Source organism: Kitasatospora sp. NPDC085895, from assembly GCF_040702125.1.
Lineage (GTDB): Bacteria > Actinomycetota > Actinomycetes > Streptomycetales > Streptomycetaceae > Kitasatospora > Kitasatospora arboriphila.
In genome coordinates, this window is record NZ_JBFBJY010000060.1 from 38,865 (window position 1) to 54,097 (window position 15,233).

Consider the following 15,233-nt stretch of genomic DNA (forward strand, 5'->3'; position numbering starts at 1 on the left):
TTCCTTCCCTCGCGTCACAGCCCGGGGATTGCGGGCATCCGCAGGGGGGCAGTGTCGCTTCGGCCCGGAGCATGCCGGGCCGAAACGACAGGTGGACCGGGGAGCGTTTTGAGCGACCAGCAGCCCGAACTGCAGCTGACCTACGACAGGGGCTGGCAGCACTTCGTCCTCTACACCGAGCCCGGCATCGGCGTCGCCGGCGCCGGCCTGAACGGCACGGTGTCCATCGAGCGGGACTCCCGCTACACCCGCGAGTGGCTGAGCCGCCTGGAGCCGTGCGAGCCCAACCCCCTCCACACCCTCCTCGTCGGCAACGAGACGATCCCCAAGCTGTTCCACCCTGCGTCTATGACGACTCCGAGAGCCCGTCCGCCATCGGCGGGTCGGGCTGCGTCTGCTACCAGACCTTCTACGACCCCGAGTACGGCCTGCCGATGGTGGCGCACCACTACCGGACCGTCACCGGCAACATCGAGAACTGGAAGCGCACCACCTACGCGCCCTACGCCCTGCGTGAAGGCGAGTCCTTCGCCAGCCTGATCGTCGACCGTGGTGATCTCTTCTGGATCCGCACCCAGGCTGGCCTCCTGTCGCTGCTCCCGGAGCGCAGCGGTTCCGGCTACGGCATCGGTTACGGCGGCGGCGGTCCCACCCAGCTTGCCTCGTACATCCAGCAGCTCCTCGACACCGATGGGCACAACACCACCGCCCAACCGGGCTGGGGGAACGTGGACAAGCCGATCCTTGACTGGGCCGGGGATCGGGCCAACAAGTCCCTGACCCAGGAGCTCACGCTCCACGACTTGCGGCGCATCCAGCGCGGCTGAGAAGGGTTGCCGATAGCGTCACCTCTGCAACGCCGGAAGCCGCCACCCTCAGGGTGGCGGTTTCGGTGCTTTCTCAGGGCTGCAGCAGCCTACCTGCCCACCAGCCGGTGGCTGTTCGTCGCCGGCCGGATGCCGAGCAGTGGATGCCGCACCGCTGCCGGCCAGACAGGAAGATCACATTCCGTAATTCTTTACTTTCGAAGCGTGAGCGAAGCGGGTGTTCGAGCGAAAGGCTGGGCTCAGTCACCCGGTCCCGCGTCGCCCCCACGGCCGCAACCGGGCCCGCACCACACCCCTGTTGAGGTCTTCAATGACGATCAGATGCGCTCCAGAGTCCCCCGTGCCCGGGCTCTGCCGCCCGCGCGGCACGTTCCGGCCCGCCACTGTGCACCCCAGCGCCGGCTTTCCCGGCCGGCCGCGCGATGCGGTGCCGGACGACGGCCCGGAGGCCTGAATGAGCGACGCCCTGCCCGCCGACGCCGCCGGACCCCAGGTTCCCACCCCCACCTTGACCATAGCCTTCGACGGATTCCTCGAACTCCACGGCCGCGCCTACTTCGAGTACGCCCACGCCCACCTCGACGACACCGACCTGGCCACCGACCTCGTCGACGACGTCTTCGCCGCCCTCGCCGACCGCTGGGACTGGATCATCCAGCAGCCCAGCCCCGCCGCCTACGCCTGGGCCATGCTGCGCCACGTCGTGGAGGCCGAGTGCGAGCGCCGCGACGAGCACCGCGTCTTGGTCGAGAAAGCCGCCTTCGGCTGGGCCCACGTACAGGAGATGCGCCGCGACGGCGGCGAGTTCCTCGACGACCTCCACGCCAGCGTCGCTGACTTCGGCGAACTCGCCAACGGCCTCACCCTGGCCACCGCGATCCGCAAACTCTCCGGCAGCAAGCACGACGTCATGGTCCTGCGCTACCTCAACGGCCTCACCGTCACCGAGACCGCCGAGCTCATGGGCATCGAGGAGGCCACCGTCCGATCCCTCACCACCCAGGCCCGCGCCCGCGTCGAGCTCCACCTCGCACCCCGGCGCCTCCTGCGGCCCGGCCCCACCCAGAACGAGACCCAGGAGTGATACCCGTGCCCGACCCCTTGGACGACCTCCCGGAGGGCACCGGCATGCTGACCGGCACCCACCCCGCCTACGACATCGTCGCCGCCCGCCGCCGCATCGCCGACAAACTCGCCGCCCGCCGCACCCCGAAGACACCGGCCCCCCGCTGCGCCTGCAAGGCCGACATCCCGCTGCCCCTCCCGGACGCGGCCCGGCGCGGGCCGGCCGCCTCCGCCACGGCCACCGACAAGCACGGCCTGTCCTTCCACGACCACGCCGCCCGGGACCTGCACACCCTCGCCACCATGGTCATCAACGAGGCCGAGGCCAGCGACTGGCTGGCCGACCTCGTCCCGCCCCGCAAATGGATCGACGCCCGCGGCGCCCTCGTCTTCGCCTGCCTCCTCCACCTCTCCGGAGAACCCGAGGAGGCCCGCTGGTGGTGGGGCTTCGCCGCCGGCGCCGAGAACCCCACCGCCACCTTCTGCCTCTACCTCCACCACGCCCACCGCGGCGAACTCCGCGAAGCCGAACACTGGTTCCTCCAGGCCACCCGCCAGGAGACCGGAACCCGCGGCGCCCCCGCCCCCTGCGCACCGCCCATCCCCAACTACTTCCTCCACACCGAGCTGTTCCTCCAGTACGTCCGCACCACCCCCACCAAGCTGCGCCGTCCCGACCACGCGCTGCGCGAGGCCATCGACGCGAGGCCCACCGAGCGGCTCCCCGACGGCCTGGTCAGCTTCCCGACCGGCGTGATCGCCGACCAGCTCCACGACCTCTGCTCCAGCTGACCGGACGCTCCCCGGGCCGCCCGACCGGCAGCCCGGGGAGCACACCGGCACCGCCGCCAGCCGACCCGGCGCCGCAGATGCCGGCAGAAGGGGCAGTGCACTGAAACAGGTAAGGCCCGAGTGGTCCCGCTGGAATGCGTCCCGGAAGGTGCCAGGCGCGTTGGACAGTAGACCGTAAAGATCCTCTTCCTCAGGCAGCCTGTTCTGGCTTACCCGCCTGACCTGCGGCTTTCTCTTGGCATCCAGAGGAGCCAAACTTACCTGCTTCGCAAGGTCGGTGACTTTTCGTCATGTGTTCGGGCAAGCGCATAGACTCTTCGGTGTCTGGTCGCAGCGTTCTCGTCCCGGATGGTCCGAGCTCCGCCCCCTGCTCCCACGGGGGAGGCGGGGAGTCAGGGTCATCCGTCCGAGAATGAAGGTGATCAGATGGCAGTGCCGCCGGCCGACGGGAAGAACGAAGATCCCGAAGGCGATCACGGCGGCGGTGCGGAAAAGTGGGCAGCGAAGATCATCGTGATCCTCCCGCTGCTCCAGTTCGGATGGCAGGTGGCGAAGGACCTCGGTCTCTTCGGTAACTGACCCCGAACAACAGCAGAGCGGCCCGTGGCAAGACGGACCGCTCGAGTGCTGCACAGCGCATCGCTGTAGTGAGTGGCCCCGCTCTTTAGGACTCGCGATCCTGGGAGTGGGGCTACTCGCGTCTGGGTTCTGACGCTGGTTCCACTCTACGTCAGTACTCCCCGGATCCGGACAACGGTTTGGCCAACGCGGTTGGTCAATTCGGGTTGGCCTTCTGGTTGAACCATTGCCGCACCGATGACGGTCACCAATTCTCTGGCGTCTGATGTCTCGCCGTCTGTCTGCCGTCCGCTCTACGCCGCCGGCCCGGCCGTCGAAGTCCGGTAGTGCTTGACCAGGGCTTCCATGCCGGCCAGGCCAGCGTCCAGGCCGAGCTGCCGGAGCCAGTCGTCCGTCCGGCCAGGACCCGCGTGGTGATTCGGTCAAGGGTGGAGTTCGCGGAGCATCACCGCGTACAGCGGGGCGTCTTCGAAGGGGCGGCGGTTGCCGATCTTGCGGTAACCCCAGGATTCGTACAGGGCCTGGACCTTCGGGTGGTCGGTGTCGACGAGGAGGACGGCGAGGTCTTCGGGGCGCTCGCGCAGCAGGTGGTCGTGGAGTTGGCGGGCGACGCCTTGGCCGCGCCAGTGGGGGCGGACCATGAGTTCGGACACGGCGTAGGTGCGGGTGCGGGCCGGGGCGGGCTGCAGGTGGGGCCGCCATGATTCGCGGCCGTCGGGGGCCGGGGCGCCGTAGGCGTAGCCGACGGCCTCGTCCTGGTCGTAGCCGACGGTGCAGGTGAACCCGGGCAGGTTGGTCCAGTGGTCGACAAACCAGGCGAAGCGCTGGGTGAACGGGTCGTCGGCCTGGCCGGCGTAGGCGTCGGCGTGGACATCCAGGAGGAGTTGCCGGAACCCCTCGGGGAGGTGGCCGTGCTGGTAGTCGCGGAGCTCTATCACTGAGGGCGTGTCCTCTCGGAGATGACGCGGTCGGTCCACTGGCGGGTCTGAGCGGAGCGGGGCGCGAGGGTGAGCAGGCTGCGGTGGAAGTCGCCGAGAAGGGTGCGCAGCCGGGCGGGGATCGGGTCGGTGCCCACGAGGGTGTAGGCGCCGGTGGCGGTGGCGCAGGCCTGCTCGGTGTCGCCCTGGTGGAGTTGGGCGAGGGCGAGGCGGACGGTCGCGGAGGCGCGGTTGCGGCGGAACTGCTCGGGGATGCCGGCGAGCGCCCGGTGGGCCGCCCATTCGGCGATGTCGTGCTGGCCGAGGTGCTGGTGGGTGATGGCGGTGATCGCGGCGAGCTCGGCGGGGCCGTAGAACGCGAGCCAGGACGGCCTGGGCTGCGTGTGGGCGCGGGTAAGGGCTTCGCCTGCGTGGCCGAGGGAGCGCAGGGCGGCCTGCCGGCTGCCGGCGGCAGCGTGGCCGATCGCGGTGCGGGCGTGGGCGAGGGAGGCGGTCAGCGGGTCGGTGCGGGTGACGGCGCAGGCGTGGGCGGCGTGGCCGGCGGCGACGGCGGTGGTGTAGTCGGTGCGCTGGTAGGCGAGCATGGCGTGGGAGTTCCACAGGCGCAGTTGCGCGGTGCTGTCCTGGGCGAGGCCGGCGAGAGCGAGGGCCCGGTCGAGGTGCTGCTGGGCGCGCGTGCCTTCGCGGGCATCGATACACGACCAGGCGGCGGTGGCGGTGTAGTCGGCGGCGACGGAGAACAGTGCGCGCCGGACACGGTCGGTGGCGGGAAGCTGCTGCAGCTGCCTGGCCATGCGGGCGCCGGCGAGCGCGGCGGTCTCGAGCGCGGCATGGCCGCCGAGCTGGTCGTCCAGCGCCATCAGCGCATCGAGGCGGGCGCGCAGCCGCTGGACGTCGGACATGCCGACCCGGGATCGGGAGGCCGCAGCAGGCACAGCGACGGCGGTCACCGAGGCGATGAAAGCACGGCGCTTCACAGGCGGCTCCATGGGCTGCCCGCGGCGCCTGGCACCGCGGAGGGTGAAGCCGAGCTCGTCGGCCGGGCATCCGAATACTGCCTCCAGCGCGGCCAGCTGCACCGTGTTGGGGCACTTCGTCCGACCCGAGGTCCAGTTGCCGACGGTGCGCTCCGACACGGTCCCGCATCGGCCGGTGATGACCGTGATCGCCTTGTTGACGGCCGCAGCCAATCCCGGGGCAGTCAGTCCGAGTTCACGCATCCCAGCCCGTAAGGCCGTGTTCCCGTCCACGCCCTTCAACGTAGCGCCGCGACCACGTTCGGCGAAGCCGCCGGGTAAAGGCAGGGCCAAAGTTTCCGGGTCGGTGCGAGCAGAAGACCTCCACTTCTTCCTGTCTCTGACGACCTGGCGGACCGTTCACTGGTCACAGGGCAAGCCGCACCGAGCACCGCGCCGACGCGGCGGGACCCGCTCCTCTACGGACCCGAACCCCGGGTCCGAAAAGGAATCCGGTACCACTCGCGCACCTCATAGCCGGGAGGAACCATGCACCACAGCCTCGACCCCGACACCCTGGAGCAGACCGCCAAGCTCCTCCAGGACGTCCTCGCCACCGGTCTCGACCACAAGGCCCGCGAAGCCGTCTACAGCGCCCGCGCTACCGCGACGCAGCTGCGGGACCTGCTGCTCACCGACCTGCCCGACGCGCCGTCCAGCCCCGAGCAGGTCTGGGCGGATCTCACCGACACGGTGCTGCCGTACTGCGTGAACATGAACTCGCCCCGGTTCATGGGCTTCGGCGACACCGGCGCCGACACCGCCTCCCTCGCGGCCGGCCTGTTCGCCGTCCTCGCCCAGCAGAACCTCATCAACCAGTCGTTCTGCTCGCCGTCCGGCACGTTCACCGAGATCGCCGTGCTGCGCTGGCTCCGCGACCTGATCGGCTACACCAACCCGCCCGCCGACCAGGTCGCCTCCGTGTGGGACGCGGGCGGGATCACCACCTACGGCGGCACCGGCTCGAACGCGGCCGCGATGATGCTCGCCCGCGAGCACGCCGCCCCCGGCACCCTCGCCCGCGGCGTCAGCGACCCCGACCGGTTCGCCCTGATCGTCCCCAAGGGCATCGGCCACTACAGCGTGAAGTCCGCAGCGACCTGGATCGGCTGCGGCGCGCACATCACCGAGGTCGACACCCACGACTTCCGCTACGACCTGGCCGCGCTCGCCAAGGCGGTGAAGGCCGGCCGCGGCCGCACGATGGCCGTGGTTGCCTACGCCGGCGACTCCCGTACCCAGACCGTCGACCGGCTGCGCGCCGTCGCCGACACCGTCCGCGAACACGACCCGAACGTGTGGCTGCACGTCGACGCCTGCTGGGGCCTGATGTGCGCACTCACCCCCCGGCTCGCCCACCTCCTCGACGGCATCGAGTTGTTCGACTCCGTCACCGTCGACCCGCACAAGGTCCTCAACGTCCCCTACGGCGCCTCCGCCCTGCTGCTCCGCGACCCTGCCGCGCTGCGCCTGATCTCCTCCTACTCGGACCTGATCATGCAGGAAGACTTCGCGTTCGGGCAGGTCACCCCGTTTATCGGCACCAAGGAGTGGACGTCGCTGCGGGCCTGGGCCGCGCTGCGCGCGCTCGGCCGGCAGGGCCTTGTGCGGGTGATGGACGAGCGGTTGGAGCGGGCCCGGGCCTTCGCCGACCTGGTCGATGCCCGGCCCGCCCTGTTGCGGTTGAACGAGCCGGACATGTGCGCGGTGGCGTTCCTCGTCCTGCCGGACGGCCACGATCCGGCGGCCCCGGACGTGGAGCGGATCAACCACCTCAACCGGGCCGTCCACGCCCGGATCCTCGACGAGGGCCTCTGGCACCTGCACCACTTCACGATCCCCGACGACCTGGGCCGCGTGCGGCGCGGAGCCCTGCTCGCCCCGCTGCGGTTCGTCTCCATCAACCCGCGCATCACCGAGGCGCACATGGCCGAGGTCCTCGACTACGTCACCGCCCTCGCCCGGCAGGCCCAGCGGTGAGCGCGGCCTTCGAGGACGCCGCCCGCCTCGCCGCCTTCCCCGGCGGCTACGTGCTCGCCTACGGCTCCCACGCCACCGGCACCCACCGCACCAGGTCGGATCTCGACCTGCTCTACACCGGCGCCGGACCGATCACCGATCAGCGCCTGGCCGGCCTCATCGACGCAGTGAAGCAGCTGCACGCCCGGCACGGCCTCGACCTGGACGAGGAGGTCCCCTTCGAGACGAAGCTGTACGCCACGCTCAGCCTGGCCAAGCAGGCCGCCGCCGGCGGCGGATTCACCGCCGACGAAGGCGCGCCGACGACCGTCCGCGAGACGGCGTTCCTGACCACCACGTCGTTCCGGATACGACTGGTCTTCAACGTGCTCACCACCCCGAACGTGTTCCTCGCCGGAAACGCGGCCGCATACCGCAGGCACACCGCCCTGGCGGAGCGCGCCGCCGCCCGCCTCGCCCACAGCCTCCACGGCGCAAAGAAGGTGACGGTCCGCCAGGCCGCCGAAGTCCTGCTGCGCGCGCCGGACGGGCGCACCGGCAAGGACTACCTCGGCTACCTCCACCCCGCGCACCTGCACTCGGTCCTGGCCCGCGGGTTCGCCGACCTGACCGCCCGCGACTCCTACAAGGCCACCGCGGCGGGGGAGTTCCAGCCCGTGCGGTGAGCGATCCACTCCCGCCCCACAGCAGCGGCCCGGCCCCGGTAGGCGCCCAGTGCGCCACCGGGGCCGGTGCGCTGCTGCCACGCCCAGTACCCGGTGATGGCGACCGCGAACGCCAGCACCCCGTCCTCGGGCGCCGCCCGCCAGGCCGGTACCCGCTCGACGAGCAGCTGCTCGGCGCCGGCGGCGGTGTGGCCGGCCAGCATCAGCTGCGGCAGGAAGAACGCGGCGTCGACCCAGGCCGCGCCGCGGGTGAACCACGACCAGTCGATGACCAGTGCCCGGCCGGCGCTGAGCAGCATGTTGTCCGCGCGCAGGTCGCAGTGCAGCAGGGTGTCGCCCTCGGTCGCCCGCACCAGCACGGCCGGATCGTCCAGCGACGCCAGCTCGGCGGCGTGCTCGTGGTCCCAGCCGCCGGGGCCATCCCTGTGCAGCCCCTCCCAGTGCCCGGCCAGGGTGTCGGCGAGCGCGGAGAACGGCCCGGCCTGCCCGGCCGGACACGGGGTCAGCTCCAAGCCGAGCTCGGCCACCGTGTCCAGCACCAAGCCGAGCTCCGACGATCCAGGCGCGAGATCCGGGTTGCCGCCGGCGACGTCCTCGAACCCCAGGACCAGCCAGCCCACGACCTCCACTACCCACAGCAGAACCGGAGCGATCCGCGCTGGCAGATGTACCCCCACAGCTGCCTCGGCCCGGTACATCCCCGCCGTACGGTCCTCGGCCGGCACGCCCTTGATGAACACCCGACTGCCGTCAGTGAGCTGCAGTCGCGCGGCGATGCCCGGAGTGAACCCGCCCGACGGGTAGGCCACCGCCGAGACCATGGCCCGGCAACGCTCCTCAACAGCCGTACGGACGGCGAGCGGCAGGTCATCCCAACCAGGGCGGTTAGCGGGCGGAGTGGACACCATGGCGGCCTCCGGTCATCGACGGGGTGGGCCGACCGTACCGCGCACACCGCCGTGATCGCCGCGAATATGGTCGGCACAAGACCGCCCCGTACCCTCGGACGCCCTCCGTCGTTGAACCCGAGCGAGCGTCCCGACCAGGGTGCGCGGCGCACCTGCTCCATACCGCCCGGCACGTACACCCCCCTCACGGGCCGGGTGGTCACGGCAGCGCCGCCGGGGCGGCCGGCCGTACACGTCGGCCGCCCCGTGCTACCGGCCTACGGGGCCGGGTCGCGACGCATGTGGTCGGCGCGTAGCGCCGAGGTGAGCAGGGATTGTGGGTCGCCAGGGCCGCCGGTGGTGAAGGACCGGCGGCCCCGCGCCGCTTCCTCGACGGACGCCAGGCCCATGGCTTTGATCACGAGTTGTGGTTCTGGCTCAACTTCCGTGAGCGGTAACGCTGGGTTACTTGGTTAGAGATCGAAGAGCGGATCTTCCTGAGGCTCAGGCTCGGGTGCGAGGACGGCACGGATGCGGCTGATGGTCTGCCGCCACTTCGGGCCGTCCGCTGTCTCGTCCCAGAGGTCGGCGAGCTCGGACTCCTCGGCGACGACGCGGTCGAGCGCCTCGACAGCGAGCGACCGAAGATCGATGGCGAAGATCGGAAGGGCTTCGTCGGGGCCGTAACTTGTGCTGATCGGTTCACCGCCCGGGCACTGTGCGGCGATGAGAGCGGCGGCGGCCACGGCCTCGGCTCCCTCAGGACTTTCAAGGTAGTCCCGTGTCTGGACGGTGCGGATCAGCGTCGTCCGGACCAGGGCTTCGCGCTCGTCCTTGGCGGCTTCGTCCAGAGCGTCGGCGAAGTCTGCAGCCATGTCGTTCTCGAACGGGCCGATGTCCCAGGTTCCCATGATGATCTCCTCGCGCCACTGTGCGGGGATCATCGCAGCGGCCACCGACAAGGCCGTCATGAGGCCAGCAGAACCCGCTTCCGCAGGAGCGCGAAACCCGCGCGGCCGAACATCTGGCGCTTGAGCATCTTGATCCGGTTGACGTGGCCTTCGACGACGCCGGAGTTCCAGGGGAGGGTGAGTCCTGCGATGACGGCGTCCCGGTCACGGTCGATGCCGGCCGCGAGGGTGTGGAGGCTGGGAAGGTCGTCCTGGCGGACCGCGTCGAGCCAATCGGGGAGACGCTCGCCCTGGCGCTCGGTGAGCATGACGGCGAAGGAGCGGACGTGTCGGGTCAGGGCGTCGAGCTCGGGGCAGTGGGCCAGGACGGTCTTGAGCTGGATCTGCTCGGCCTCGGACAGTGCCGTGGGCCGGCGGAGAATCCAGCCGGCGACGGTGCGGGGCGACGGAGGCTGGGCGGTCACGGGCTGCGGCGAGGTGCGTTTGAGCCGGAGGTAGGCCCGGACGCGCTGGTAGCTGCCCTTGTAGCCGAGCGGGACGATCTCCTCCCAGAGCTTCCAGGCGTTGGTGCAGCCCTCGCTCCAGCGGTCGTCGAGGTAGGGCTTGTAGTCGTCAAGGACAGACGGCCGGCTCTGCCACTGGCCTTGGAAGAGATCCTCCGGGGTCACGGCGTCGGCCAGAGCCTTGACCGTGCGGTAGGTCATACCGAGCTGCCGTTGGACGGCGCGCCGGCTGTGCCCCGCAGTCAGCAGGGCGTGCACCGCGGCGTGCCGGGCCCGGGTGCGGTCGGCGAACCGGAAGCCCGTCGGCCACGGCTGGTCCGCGTTCTCCTCCTGGAGTACGGGTTCGGTGGTAACGGCCGGATTTGGAGCTGGAGTTACCGCGCGGAGGCACTGTCGGTGGCGGGCGACGGCCCGCTCGGCCGCTTCGCTGAGGTTGTTGGGTCGGGTCGGGGCGCCCTGCCGGGATTGCTCCTGGTGGGTTTCCCCGACCCGCCCTCCGAACCCGGCGTGCGGCTCTCACCGCACCGGGCTCTCCACGAGGTCATGCCGTTGGAAGCGGGCTTTCCAGGGCCTCCGGCCAAGGGCTCGGGATCCCATCGCTGCCCCGGTAGCGATACCGAGTGATCGGTACTCTGCCGAGGTCGAACAACTGGATCCCGTCCATCGAGATCGGCTTCCACTTCCCTTGCGGGCCGCGGAGCCATCGACGGATGGCCGTCCACGTCATGCGGTGCCGGTGCATGACCCAGCGGACGATGCGCCACCAGACGAAGGTGTGCAGGGTCTGCAGGGTGTGCTTGGCGACCGCGTGCTTGAAGTAGTTGGCCCAGCCGCGCAGGATCTGGTTGATCCGGATCAGCGCGATCTTGTAATCGAGATGCGACAACTTCTGGGTCAGCGACTTGATCTTCCGTTTCAGCGACGCGACCGGCTTGTCGGCGATGAACGTGTAGACGTGCCACTTGTCCGTTCCCCGCTTGCGCATCCAGACGATGCGAAAGCCGAGGAAGTCGAACCCGTCCACGAGGTGGACGATCCGGGTCTTCGCCGGTGACAGGACCAGGCCCATCGGGGCCAGGACCTGGCTCACCTGCTCGCGAAGCTCCTCGACGTGCTCGCGGGTGCCGTGGACCATGACGACGAAGTCGTCCGCGTAGCGGACCAGTCGCCCGGTCGGCAGGCCCCGCTTGCGTCGCCGCTCGCGATCCCTGCGACTTCCCATCGCGCTGGTCCACTGCTCGGCGGCGAAGTCGTCGAGCACGGACAGGGCGATGTTGGCCAGCAGGGGCGAGAGGATCCCGCCTTGCGGTGTTCCGGAGGTGGTCTCGTTCCGCTCGCCGAGCTCGGTCGTGATCCCGGCTTTGAGGAACGCTTTCACCAGTGTCAGCACGCGCTTGTCCTTCACCCGCCTCCGGACGCGGTCCATCAGGGCCGCGTGGTCGATGCGGTCGAAGCACGCCTCGATGTCCGCGTCCAGCACCCAGCGGTATCCCTGGGAGCCGAACAGGTGGATCTCGGCGATCGCGTCGTGCGCACGCCGGTTGGGCCGGAACCCGTAGGAGTACGGACGGAAGTCCGCCTCGAAGACGGGCTCCAGGACCAGCTTCAGCGCGGCCTGCACCACCCGGTCCGTGACGGTCGGGATCCCGAGCCGGCGCAGTTTGCCGCCGGTCTTGGGAATCATCCGCTCGCGCACCGGCAGAGGCCGAAAGGCCCCGGCCCGAAGCTCGGCGCGGATGCGATTCAGGTGTGCTGTCACCCCGGACGCCAGGACGTCGGCGGCGCGAACGCCGTCCACGCCAGCCGTCCGGGCTCCGGTGTTGCCCGCGACCCGGTCGAAGGCCATCACCAAGACGGCCGGGTCGCAGACGAAGTTGAACACATCGTCGAACCGGAAGCCATGGTCGGCTTTCGCCCAACGGTGCAGCTTGGTCTGCATCTTCCGTACCCGTGCCTCGGCAACCAGCACCGAGGGCCACGCGACCGGGACATCCACCCCGGTGTCTTCGGACATTGCAGTCCCTCCCTTGCGATCTCGCTGCCGCCCTTCCCCATGCACCGGGCTTTCCCCGGCTCGGAGTACTACGGCGGCTCCGCCCCTCCCCGGCCCGGTCGGCCGACGGTGGACCCAGCCCGACCGTCCGCGCTGGCCGCGCGGACACCGGGGCGGGACCGGAGAGGTTCCCGTGTTCACTGATGATCGATCGTCGGAGTAGGCACCCAGCTATACCCCCGCGGCATCGCCACGGCTACGCCGCAGACATTCACCGTGGCCTCCCGGATCATCTGGCATGCACGACCCGGAAGTTGCCCGCCGACTCCAAAACGGCGAGCACGCACCGCAACCAGCCCAGATCCGCCAGGTTCGAGCTGATGTCACCTTAGGAGGCTTCAAACACCGGTTCCTCTCGTATACCTCTCCGTCTCGCTCGCCGGACCCGCACCATCTGGCAGTGCTGACACGTCCCGGCTTTGTCGGGGCTGCTTGCCGCCCTCCCCGGCACCTCCCGGGTCAGGCTGCCCCCAGCTTCACCGCCCTGCTGCGACAGGACAGCGGCGAAGGCCTCTCACCTCCACTCGATCAATCAGCGCCTCACGGCGCACCTGCCACAGGTGGAACCGGTCGGCGACGTGGATCGCGTCCGGGGCGCCGAGCCGGACGGCTTCGGCATAGGAAGCCGACCGGTCGCGGCAGACGACCTTCACTCCCGGGTGGTCGGCCAGCCAGGACCGGACGGTGGCGACCGTGCGGTCGGGCAGCAGATCGACCGGGCGGCGGCTCTCGATGTCGACCAGGATCGTGGCGTAGACGTGCCCCTTGCGCAGGGCGAACTCGTCGATGCCCAGCACGCGCGGCACCACGGGTGCCGGATCGGGCAGGGCGCGTATCAGCCGCAGGAGCGTGGAACGGCTCACCGGGACCGCGAAGCTCTCGGCCAGGCGGGAGCCGGCCCGGCCGGCCAGGGCCAAAGCGAGCTGCTGCAGCGCGGCCTGCAGGCCCTGGCTCCGCCGCCCGTGACGGAAGGTCAACCCTGCCGCCTGCTCGACGAACGTGGCCCGGGGGCAGGCCCGTTCACGGCAGCGGAACCGGCGGACCCGTAACTCGACCACCACCCGACGCCCGCCCGCCGCGCTGTCGTCCAATCGTCGCAGGTAGCTGCTGTGCACCCGGGTCGAAACGGTTCCGCACGACGGGCAGCCCGCCTCGGCGCCGGTCGTGGCGGCGTGGACGGTCACGTGGTCTGCGTGGATGGTCAGGGTGTTGACCGCGACATCGGCGGTCTGGTGGAGCCAGAGGTCTTGGAGGAGATCGTCAGCCACGACCGTTCATGATCGCGGTTTCGGTGACGCTCTGTGGCTCTGGCACGGAAAGTGATCCAGAACCAGTTTTCACCCGTCGCCGAGACCTCATCGACATGCCGCTGACCAAGGGCATCGACTACGTCGTGCACGTCAGTACGTACCCGCCGGGAACATCGCCACCGAACGCCAAGAACAACCCCGGCGTCACCGGACACTCCGTGCACTTCACCTACTGACCCGCAGCTGCACGGCAGCTTCCGACAAAGTTCGTGGCTGGCGGTGCGAGTCCGGCTGTGGCTTACGGTCAACGGTGCGGGTCTGTCGCCCGCCCATCGGCCCGGCCGCTCCCTCCTCTTGGCGGCTGGGCCGTCCCGCGTCCGCGAGCGGGTCCTCGGGCCTGTCGCCCCGGCTGCGCAGGGTGCCAGGGCCGCTTGCGCACCGGCCTGCGCACCCGGCGCCTACCTGCGATGGCGCAACGCGAACGCCCGCCACCCCGACGTCCTGGCCGCCCAGCGCAAGGAACGCGCTCGAATCCGCTATGAGAAAGGCATCCGCTGGGGCGGACGCCGCCTCGAAATCGCAGCATGACCCAATGCTCGCGGTCACACGCTCATGCCGTAGCCCAGTTCTTCAGCAGCGATGTGCCAGAAGGAGTTCTCGTCGGCGATGACCTCGGCATCGAGCATCTCGAATCGTTCTAGCAACGCTTCAGTGAGCGCGTCGGCCGCCTGCTCGGCCAGGTCCACGGCTTCATCCTCGTCCAGACCGTCGCCGGGGCCCTCGTAGGCAGCGGCCTCGACAGCGGCCTCCTCATACGCGCGGTTGAAGGCGATGAACGCCTCGATGCTGGAGTTCACGAGTTGAGGGGCCCCGTCGTCTGGCAGGCACCACAACGAGCCGTCGTCACGCCGTAGGGCGAGCGCACTCACCCGTGGGTCGACCGCGACCATGGCATACCGCCCATTGCCGATCATGCGTTCCGCAAACGGAGATCTCTGCCACGTCCCTGGGTAGGGGAAGCGAACACATCCGCCCAGGAGAGAGGCGACCTCAGCGTCGTTCATGCCGAGACCATAGCCCGCCCCGCCGACGCTCCACCAAGCCGGTGAACCTATGCGGTCACAGCAATAGCGGGCCGCGGAGGCCTGGCAGAGCGGCGGCCTGCAGACGACGTACGACGCGGCCACTGCCGTCATGCCCGCCGCCGCGGGCGCGGCCGCCGCACTGAACGTTCTCCTGGAACTCGACCGCGCCCGGACCAGGGCCAGCCCGGCGGTCCCGCCGGGCAGTGACCAGGCTGACCGGCCGCACCGCTTCTCTGACTGCTGCCGGTGCGCAGCAGCTGCGCACCGGCAGCACGCCGGAGATGGAGCACATCGCGATGCCGGGAATGCGGCTACAAGAGCAGGCCGAGGCCGACGAGAACGGCGGTGCATACCGTTACGGAGCCTGCGAAGACCTTGCCGCCTTGGAAGATGGCCCCGGCGATCGTGGCGCCGTCGCCGCGGTGGAGAACTCCGCCGCAGATTCCGAGGAGGGCGGACAGCAGGAGGACCACACCGACCAGTAGCACGCGGATGGTGAACGAGGAGGTCACCGGGCACCGCCGGTGGCGTTGCGGTGATCGGTCGGGGGGTGGTCCAGAGGTACGGGCGAGTCCGCCATTGGTTCGAGCCTCACCAATTCACCGTGGTGACCAGGCTTAGTGACGGAGCATGAGATAGGCGTAGGAGGGTGCCTCGACCTGTGATGATTCAGCTTCTCAAG

Annotated in this window: 16 protein-coding genes and 1 pseudogene; 9 read left to right on the plus strand and 8 right to left on the minus strand. The window is 70.0% G+C overall.

Annotated elements, in window-relative coordinates; genetic code table 11:
• Positions 1-434 precede the first annotated feature (434 nt).
• From AB0442_RS29605 to AB0442_RS29620, 4 genes are all read left to right on the plus strand, one after another.
• Entirely contained in the window at positions 435-827 is a 393-nt protein-coding gene (locus AB0442_RS29605; RefSeq protein ID WP_366166677.1) for a hypothetical protein, read from the plus strand.
• Between the two features lie 454 nt (positions 828-1,281).
• Positions 1,282-1,911, plus strand: a complete 630-nt coding sequence (locus AB0442_RS29610) for a sigma-70 family RNA polymerase sigma factor (RefSeq protein WP_366166679.1) — start codon at positions 1,282-1,284, stop codon at positions 1,909-1,911.
• Positions 1,912-1,916: 5 nt separating this feature from the next.
• The gene (locus tag AB0442_RS29615) at positions 1,917-2,684 is read left to right on the plus strand and encodes a hypothetical protein (protein WP_366166680.1); all 768 of its coding nucleotides are present in this window, start codon (positions 1,917-1,919) and stop codon (positions 2,682-2,684) included.
• Between the two features lie 426 nt (positions 2,685-3,110).
• On the plus strand, positions 3,111-3,263 hold the full coding sequence (locus AB0442_RS29620; protein ID WP_366166682.1) for a hypothetical protein: 153 nt from the start codon (positions 3,111-3,113) through the stop codon (positions 3,261-3,263).
• Positions 3,264-3,685: 422 nt separating this feature from the next.
• Here the strand turns inward: AB0442_RS29620 and AB0442_RS29625 are convergent, their stop codons facing one another.
• Together AB0442_RS29625 and AB0442_RS29630 are read right to left on the minus strand one after the other, a co-directional pair.
• Positions 3,686-4,201: a GNAT family N-acetyltransferase gene (locus AB0442_RS29625; RefSeq protein WP_366166684.1), complete on the minus strand. Its 516-nt coding sequence runs from the start codon at positions 4,199-4,201 to the stop codon at positions 3,686-3,688.
• The gene (locus AB0442_RS29630; protein ID WP_366166685.1) at positions 4,198-5,151 is read right to left on the minus strand and encodes a hypothetical protein; all 954 of its coding nucleotides are present in this window, start codon (positions 5,149-5,151) and stop codon (positions 4,198-4,200) included. The genes AB0442_RS29625 and AB0442_RS29630 overlap by 4 nt, the downstream gene beginning before the upstream one ends.
• Before the next feature lie 555 nt (positions 5,152-5,706).
• Here AB0442_RS29630 and AB0442_RS29635 point away from each other — a divergent pair.
• Together AB0442_RS29635 and AB0442_RS29640 are read left to right on the plus strand one after the other, a co-directional pair.
• Complete coding sequence (locus AB0442_RS29635; RefSeq protein WP_366166687.1) at positions 5,707-7,197, plus strand: pyridoxal-dependent decarboxylase; 1,491 nt, start codon at positions 5,707-5,709, stop codon at positions 7,195-7,197.
• Entirely contained in the window at positions 7,194-7,862 is a 669-nt protein-coding gene (locus AB0442_RS29640; RefSeq protein WP_366166689.1) for a nucleotidyltransferase domain-containing protein, read from the plus strand. The genes AB0442_RS29635 and AB0442_RS29640 overlap by 4 nt, the downstream gene beginning before the upstream one ends.
• On the opposite strand, the gene AB0442_RS29645 is transcribed toward AB0442_RS29640, so the two are convergent.
• The 5 genes from AB0442_RS29645 to AB0442_RS29665 form a co-directional block, all read right to left on the minus strand.
• A complete protein-coding gene (locus AB0442_RS29645; protein WP_366166691.1) occupies positions 7,820-8,770 on the minus strand; it encodes a phosphotransferase in 951 nt (316 codons plus the stop codon). The genes AB0442_RS29640 and AB0442_RS29645 overlap by 43 nt on opposite strands.
• A gap of 452 nt (positions 8,771-9,222) precedes the next feature.
• Entirely contained in the window at positions 9,223-9,660 is a 438-nt protein-coding gene (locus AB0442_RS29650) for a DUF4259 domain-containing protein (protein ID WP_366166703.1), read from the minus strand.
• A 56-nt stretch (positions 9,661-9,716) separates the two neighbouring features.
• The gene (locus AB0442_RS29655) at positions 9,717-10,364 is read right to left on the minus strand and encodes a transposase (RefSeq protein ID WP_366166692.1); all 648 of its coding nucleotides are present in this window, start codon (positions 10,362-10,364) and stop codon (positions 9,717-9,719) included.
• Positions 10,365-10,704: 340 nt separating this feature from the next.
• Positions 10,705-12,177 (minus strand): group II intron reverse transcriptase/maturase, encoded by a 1,473-nt coding sequence (ltrA, locus tag AB0442_RS29660; RefSeq protein WP_366166693.1) that lies wholly within the window; start codon positions 12,175-12,177, stop codon positions 10,705-10,707.
• A 515-nt stretch (positions 12,178-12,692) separates the two neighbouring features.
• Positions 12,693-13,484 (minus strand): ISL3 family transposase, encoded by a 792-nt coding sequence (locus tag AB0442_RS29665; protein WP_366166695.1) that lies wholly within the window; start codon positions 13,482-13,484, stop codon positions 12,693-12,695.
• A 95-nt stretch (positions 13,485-13,579) separates the two neighbouring features.
• On the opposite strand from AB0442_RS29665, the gene AB0442_RS29670 reads away from it, so the two are divergent.
• Both AB0442_RS29670 and AB0442_RS29675 read left to right on the plus strand, forming a co-directional pair.
• On the plus strand, positions 13,580-13,702 hold the full coding sequence (locus tag AB0442_RS29670) for a hypothetical protein (protein ID WP_366166697.1): 123 nt from the start codon (positions 13,580-13,582) through the stop codon (positions 13,700-13,702).
• A gap of 220 nt (positions 13,703-13,922) precedes the next feature.
• Positions 13,923-14,054: pseudogene (locus AB0442_RS29675) on the plus strand (IS630 family transposase); the annotation flags it as partial.
• A 14-nt stretch (positions 14,055-14,068) separates the two neighbouring features.
• Here the strand turns inward: AB0442_RS29675 and AB0442_RS29680 are convergent.
• Positions 14,069-14,530, minus strand: a complete 462-nt coding sequence (locus tag AB0442_RS29680) for an SUKH-4 family immunity protein (protein ID WP_366166698.1) — start codon at positions 14,528-14,530, stop codon at positions 14,069-14,071.
• A gap of 224 nt (positions 14,531-14,754) precedes the next feature.
• On the opposite strand from AB0442_RS29680, the gene AB0442_RS29685 reads away from it, so the two are divergent.
• Entirely contained in the window at positions 14,755-15,036 is a 282-nt protein-coding gene (locus tag AB0442_RS29685) for a hypothetical protein (protein WP_366166699.1), read from the plus strand.
• The last annotated feature ends 197 nt before the right edge of the window (positions 15,037-15,233 follow it).

Excerpts from the sequence above, each read along its gene's own strand:
- AB0442_RS29670 (WP_366166697.1), top strand. The coding sequence starts at position 13,580 with ATGCCGCTGACCAAGGGCATCGACTACGTCGTGCACGTCAGTACGTAC.
- ltrA (WP_366166693.1), bottom strand. The coding sequence starts at position 12,177 with ATGTCCGAAGACACCGGGGTGGATGTCCCGGTCGCGTGGCCCTCGGTG.
- AB0442_RS29655 (WP_366166692.1), bottom strand. The coding sequence starts at position 10,364 with ATGACCTACCGCACGGTCAAGGCTCTGGCCGACGCCGTGACCCCGGAG.
- AB0442_RS29605 (WP_366166677.1), top strand. The coding sequence starts at position 435 with ATGGTGGCGCACCACTACCGGACCGTCACCGGCAACATCGAGAACTGG.
- AB0442_RS29645 (WP_366166691.1), bottom strand. The coding sequence starts at position 8,770 with ATGGTGTCCACTCCGCCCGCTAACCGCCCTGGTTGGGATGACCTGCCG.
- AB0442_RS29650 (WP_366166703.1), bottom strand. The coding sequence starts at position 9,660 with ATGGGAACCTGGGACATCGGCCCGTTCGAGAACGACATGGCTGCAGAC.
- AB0442_RS29680 (WP_366166698.1), bottom strand. The coding sequence starts at position 14,530 with ATGAACGACGCTGAGGTCGCCTCTCTCCTGGGCGGATGTGTTCGCTTC.
- AB0442_RS29635 (WP_366166687.1), top strand. The coding sequence starts at position 5,707 with ATGCACCACAGCCTCGACCCCGACACCCTGGAGCAGACCGCCAAGCTC.
- AB0442_RS29620 (WP_366166682.1), top strand. The coding sequence starts at position 3,111 with ATGGCAGTGCCGCCGGCCGACGGGAAGAACGAAGATCCCGAAGGCGAT.
- AB0442_RS29610 (WP_366166679.1), top strand. The coding sequence starts at position 1,282 with ATGAGCGACGCCCTGCCCGCCGACGCCGCCGGACCCCAGGTTCCCACC.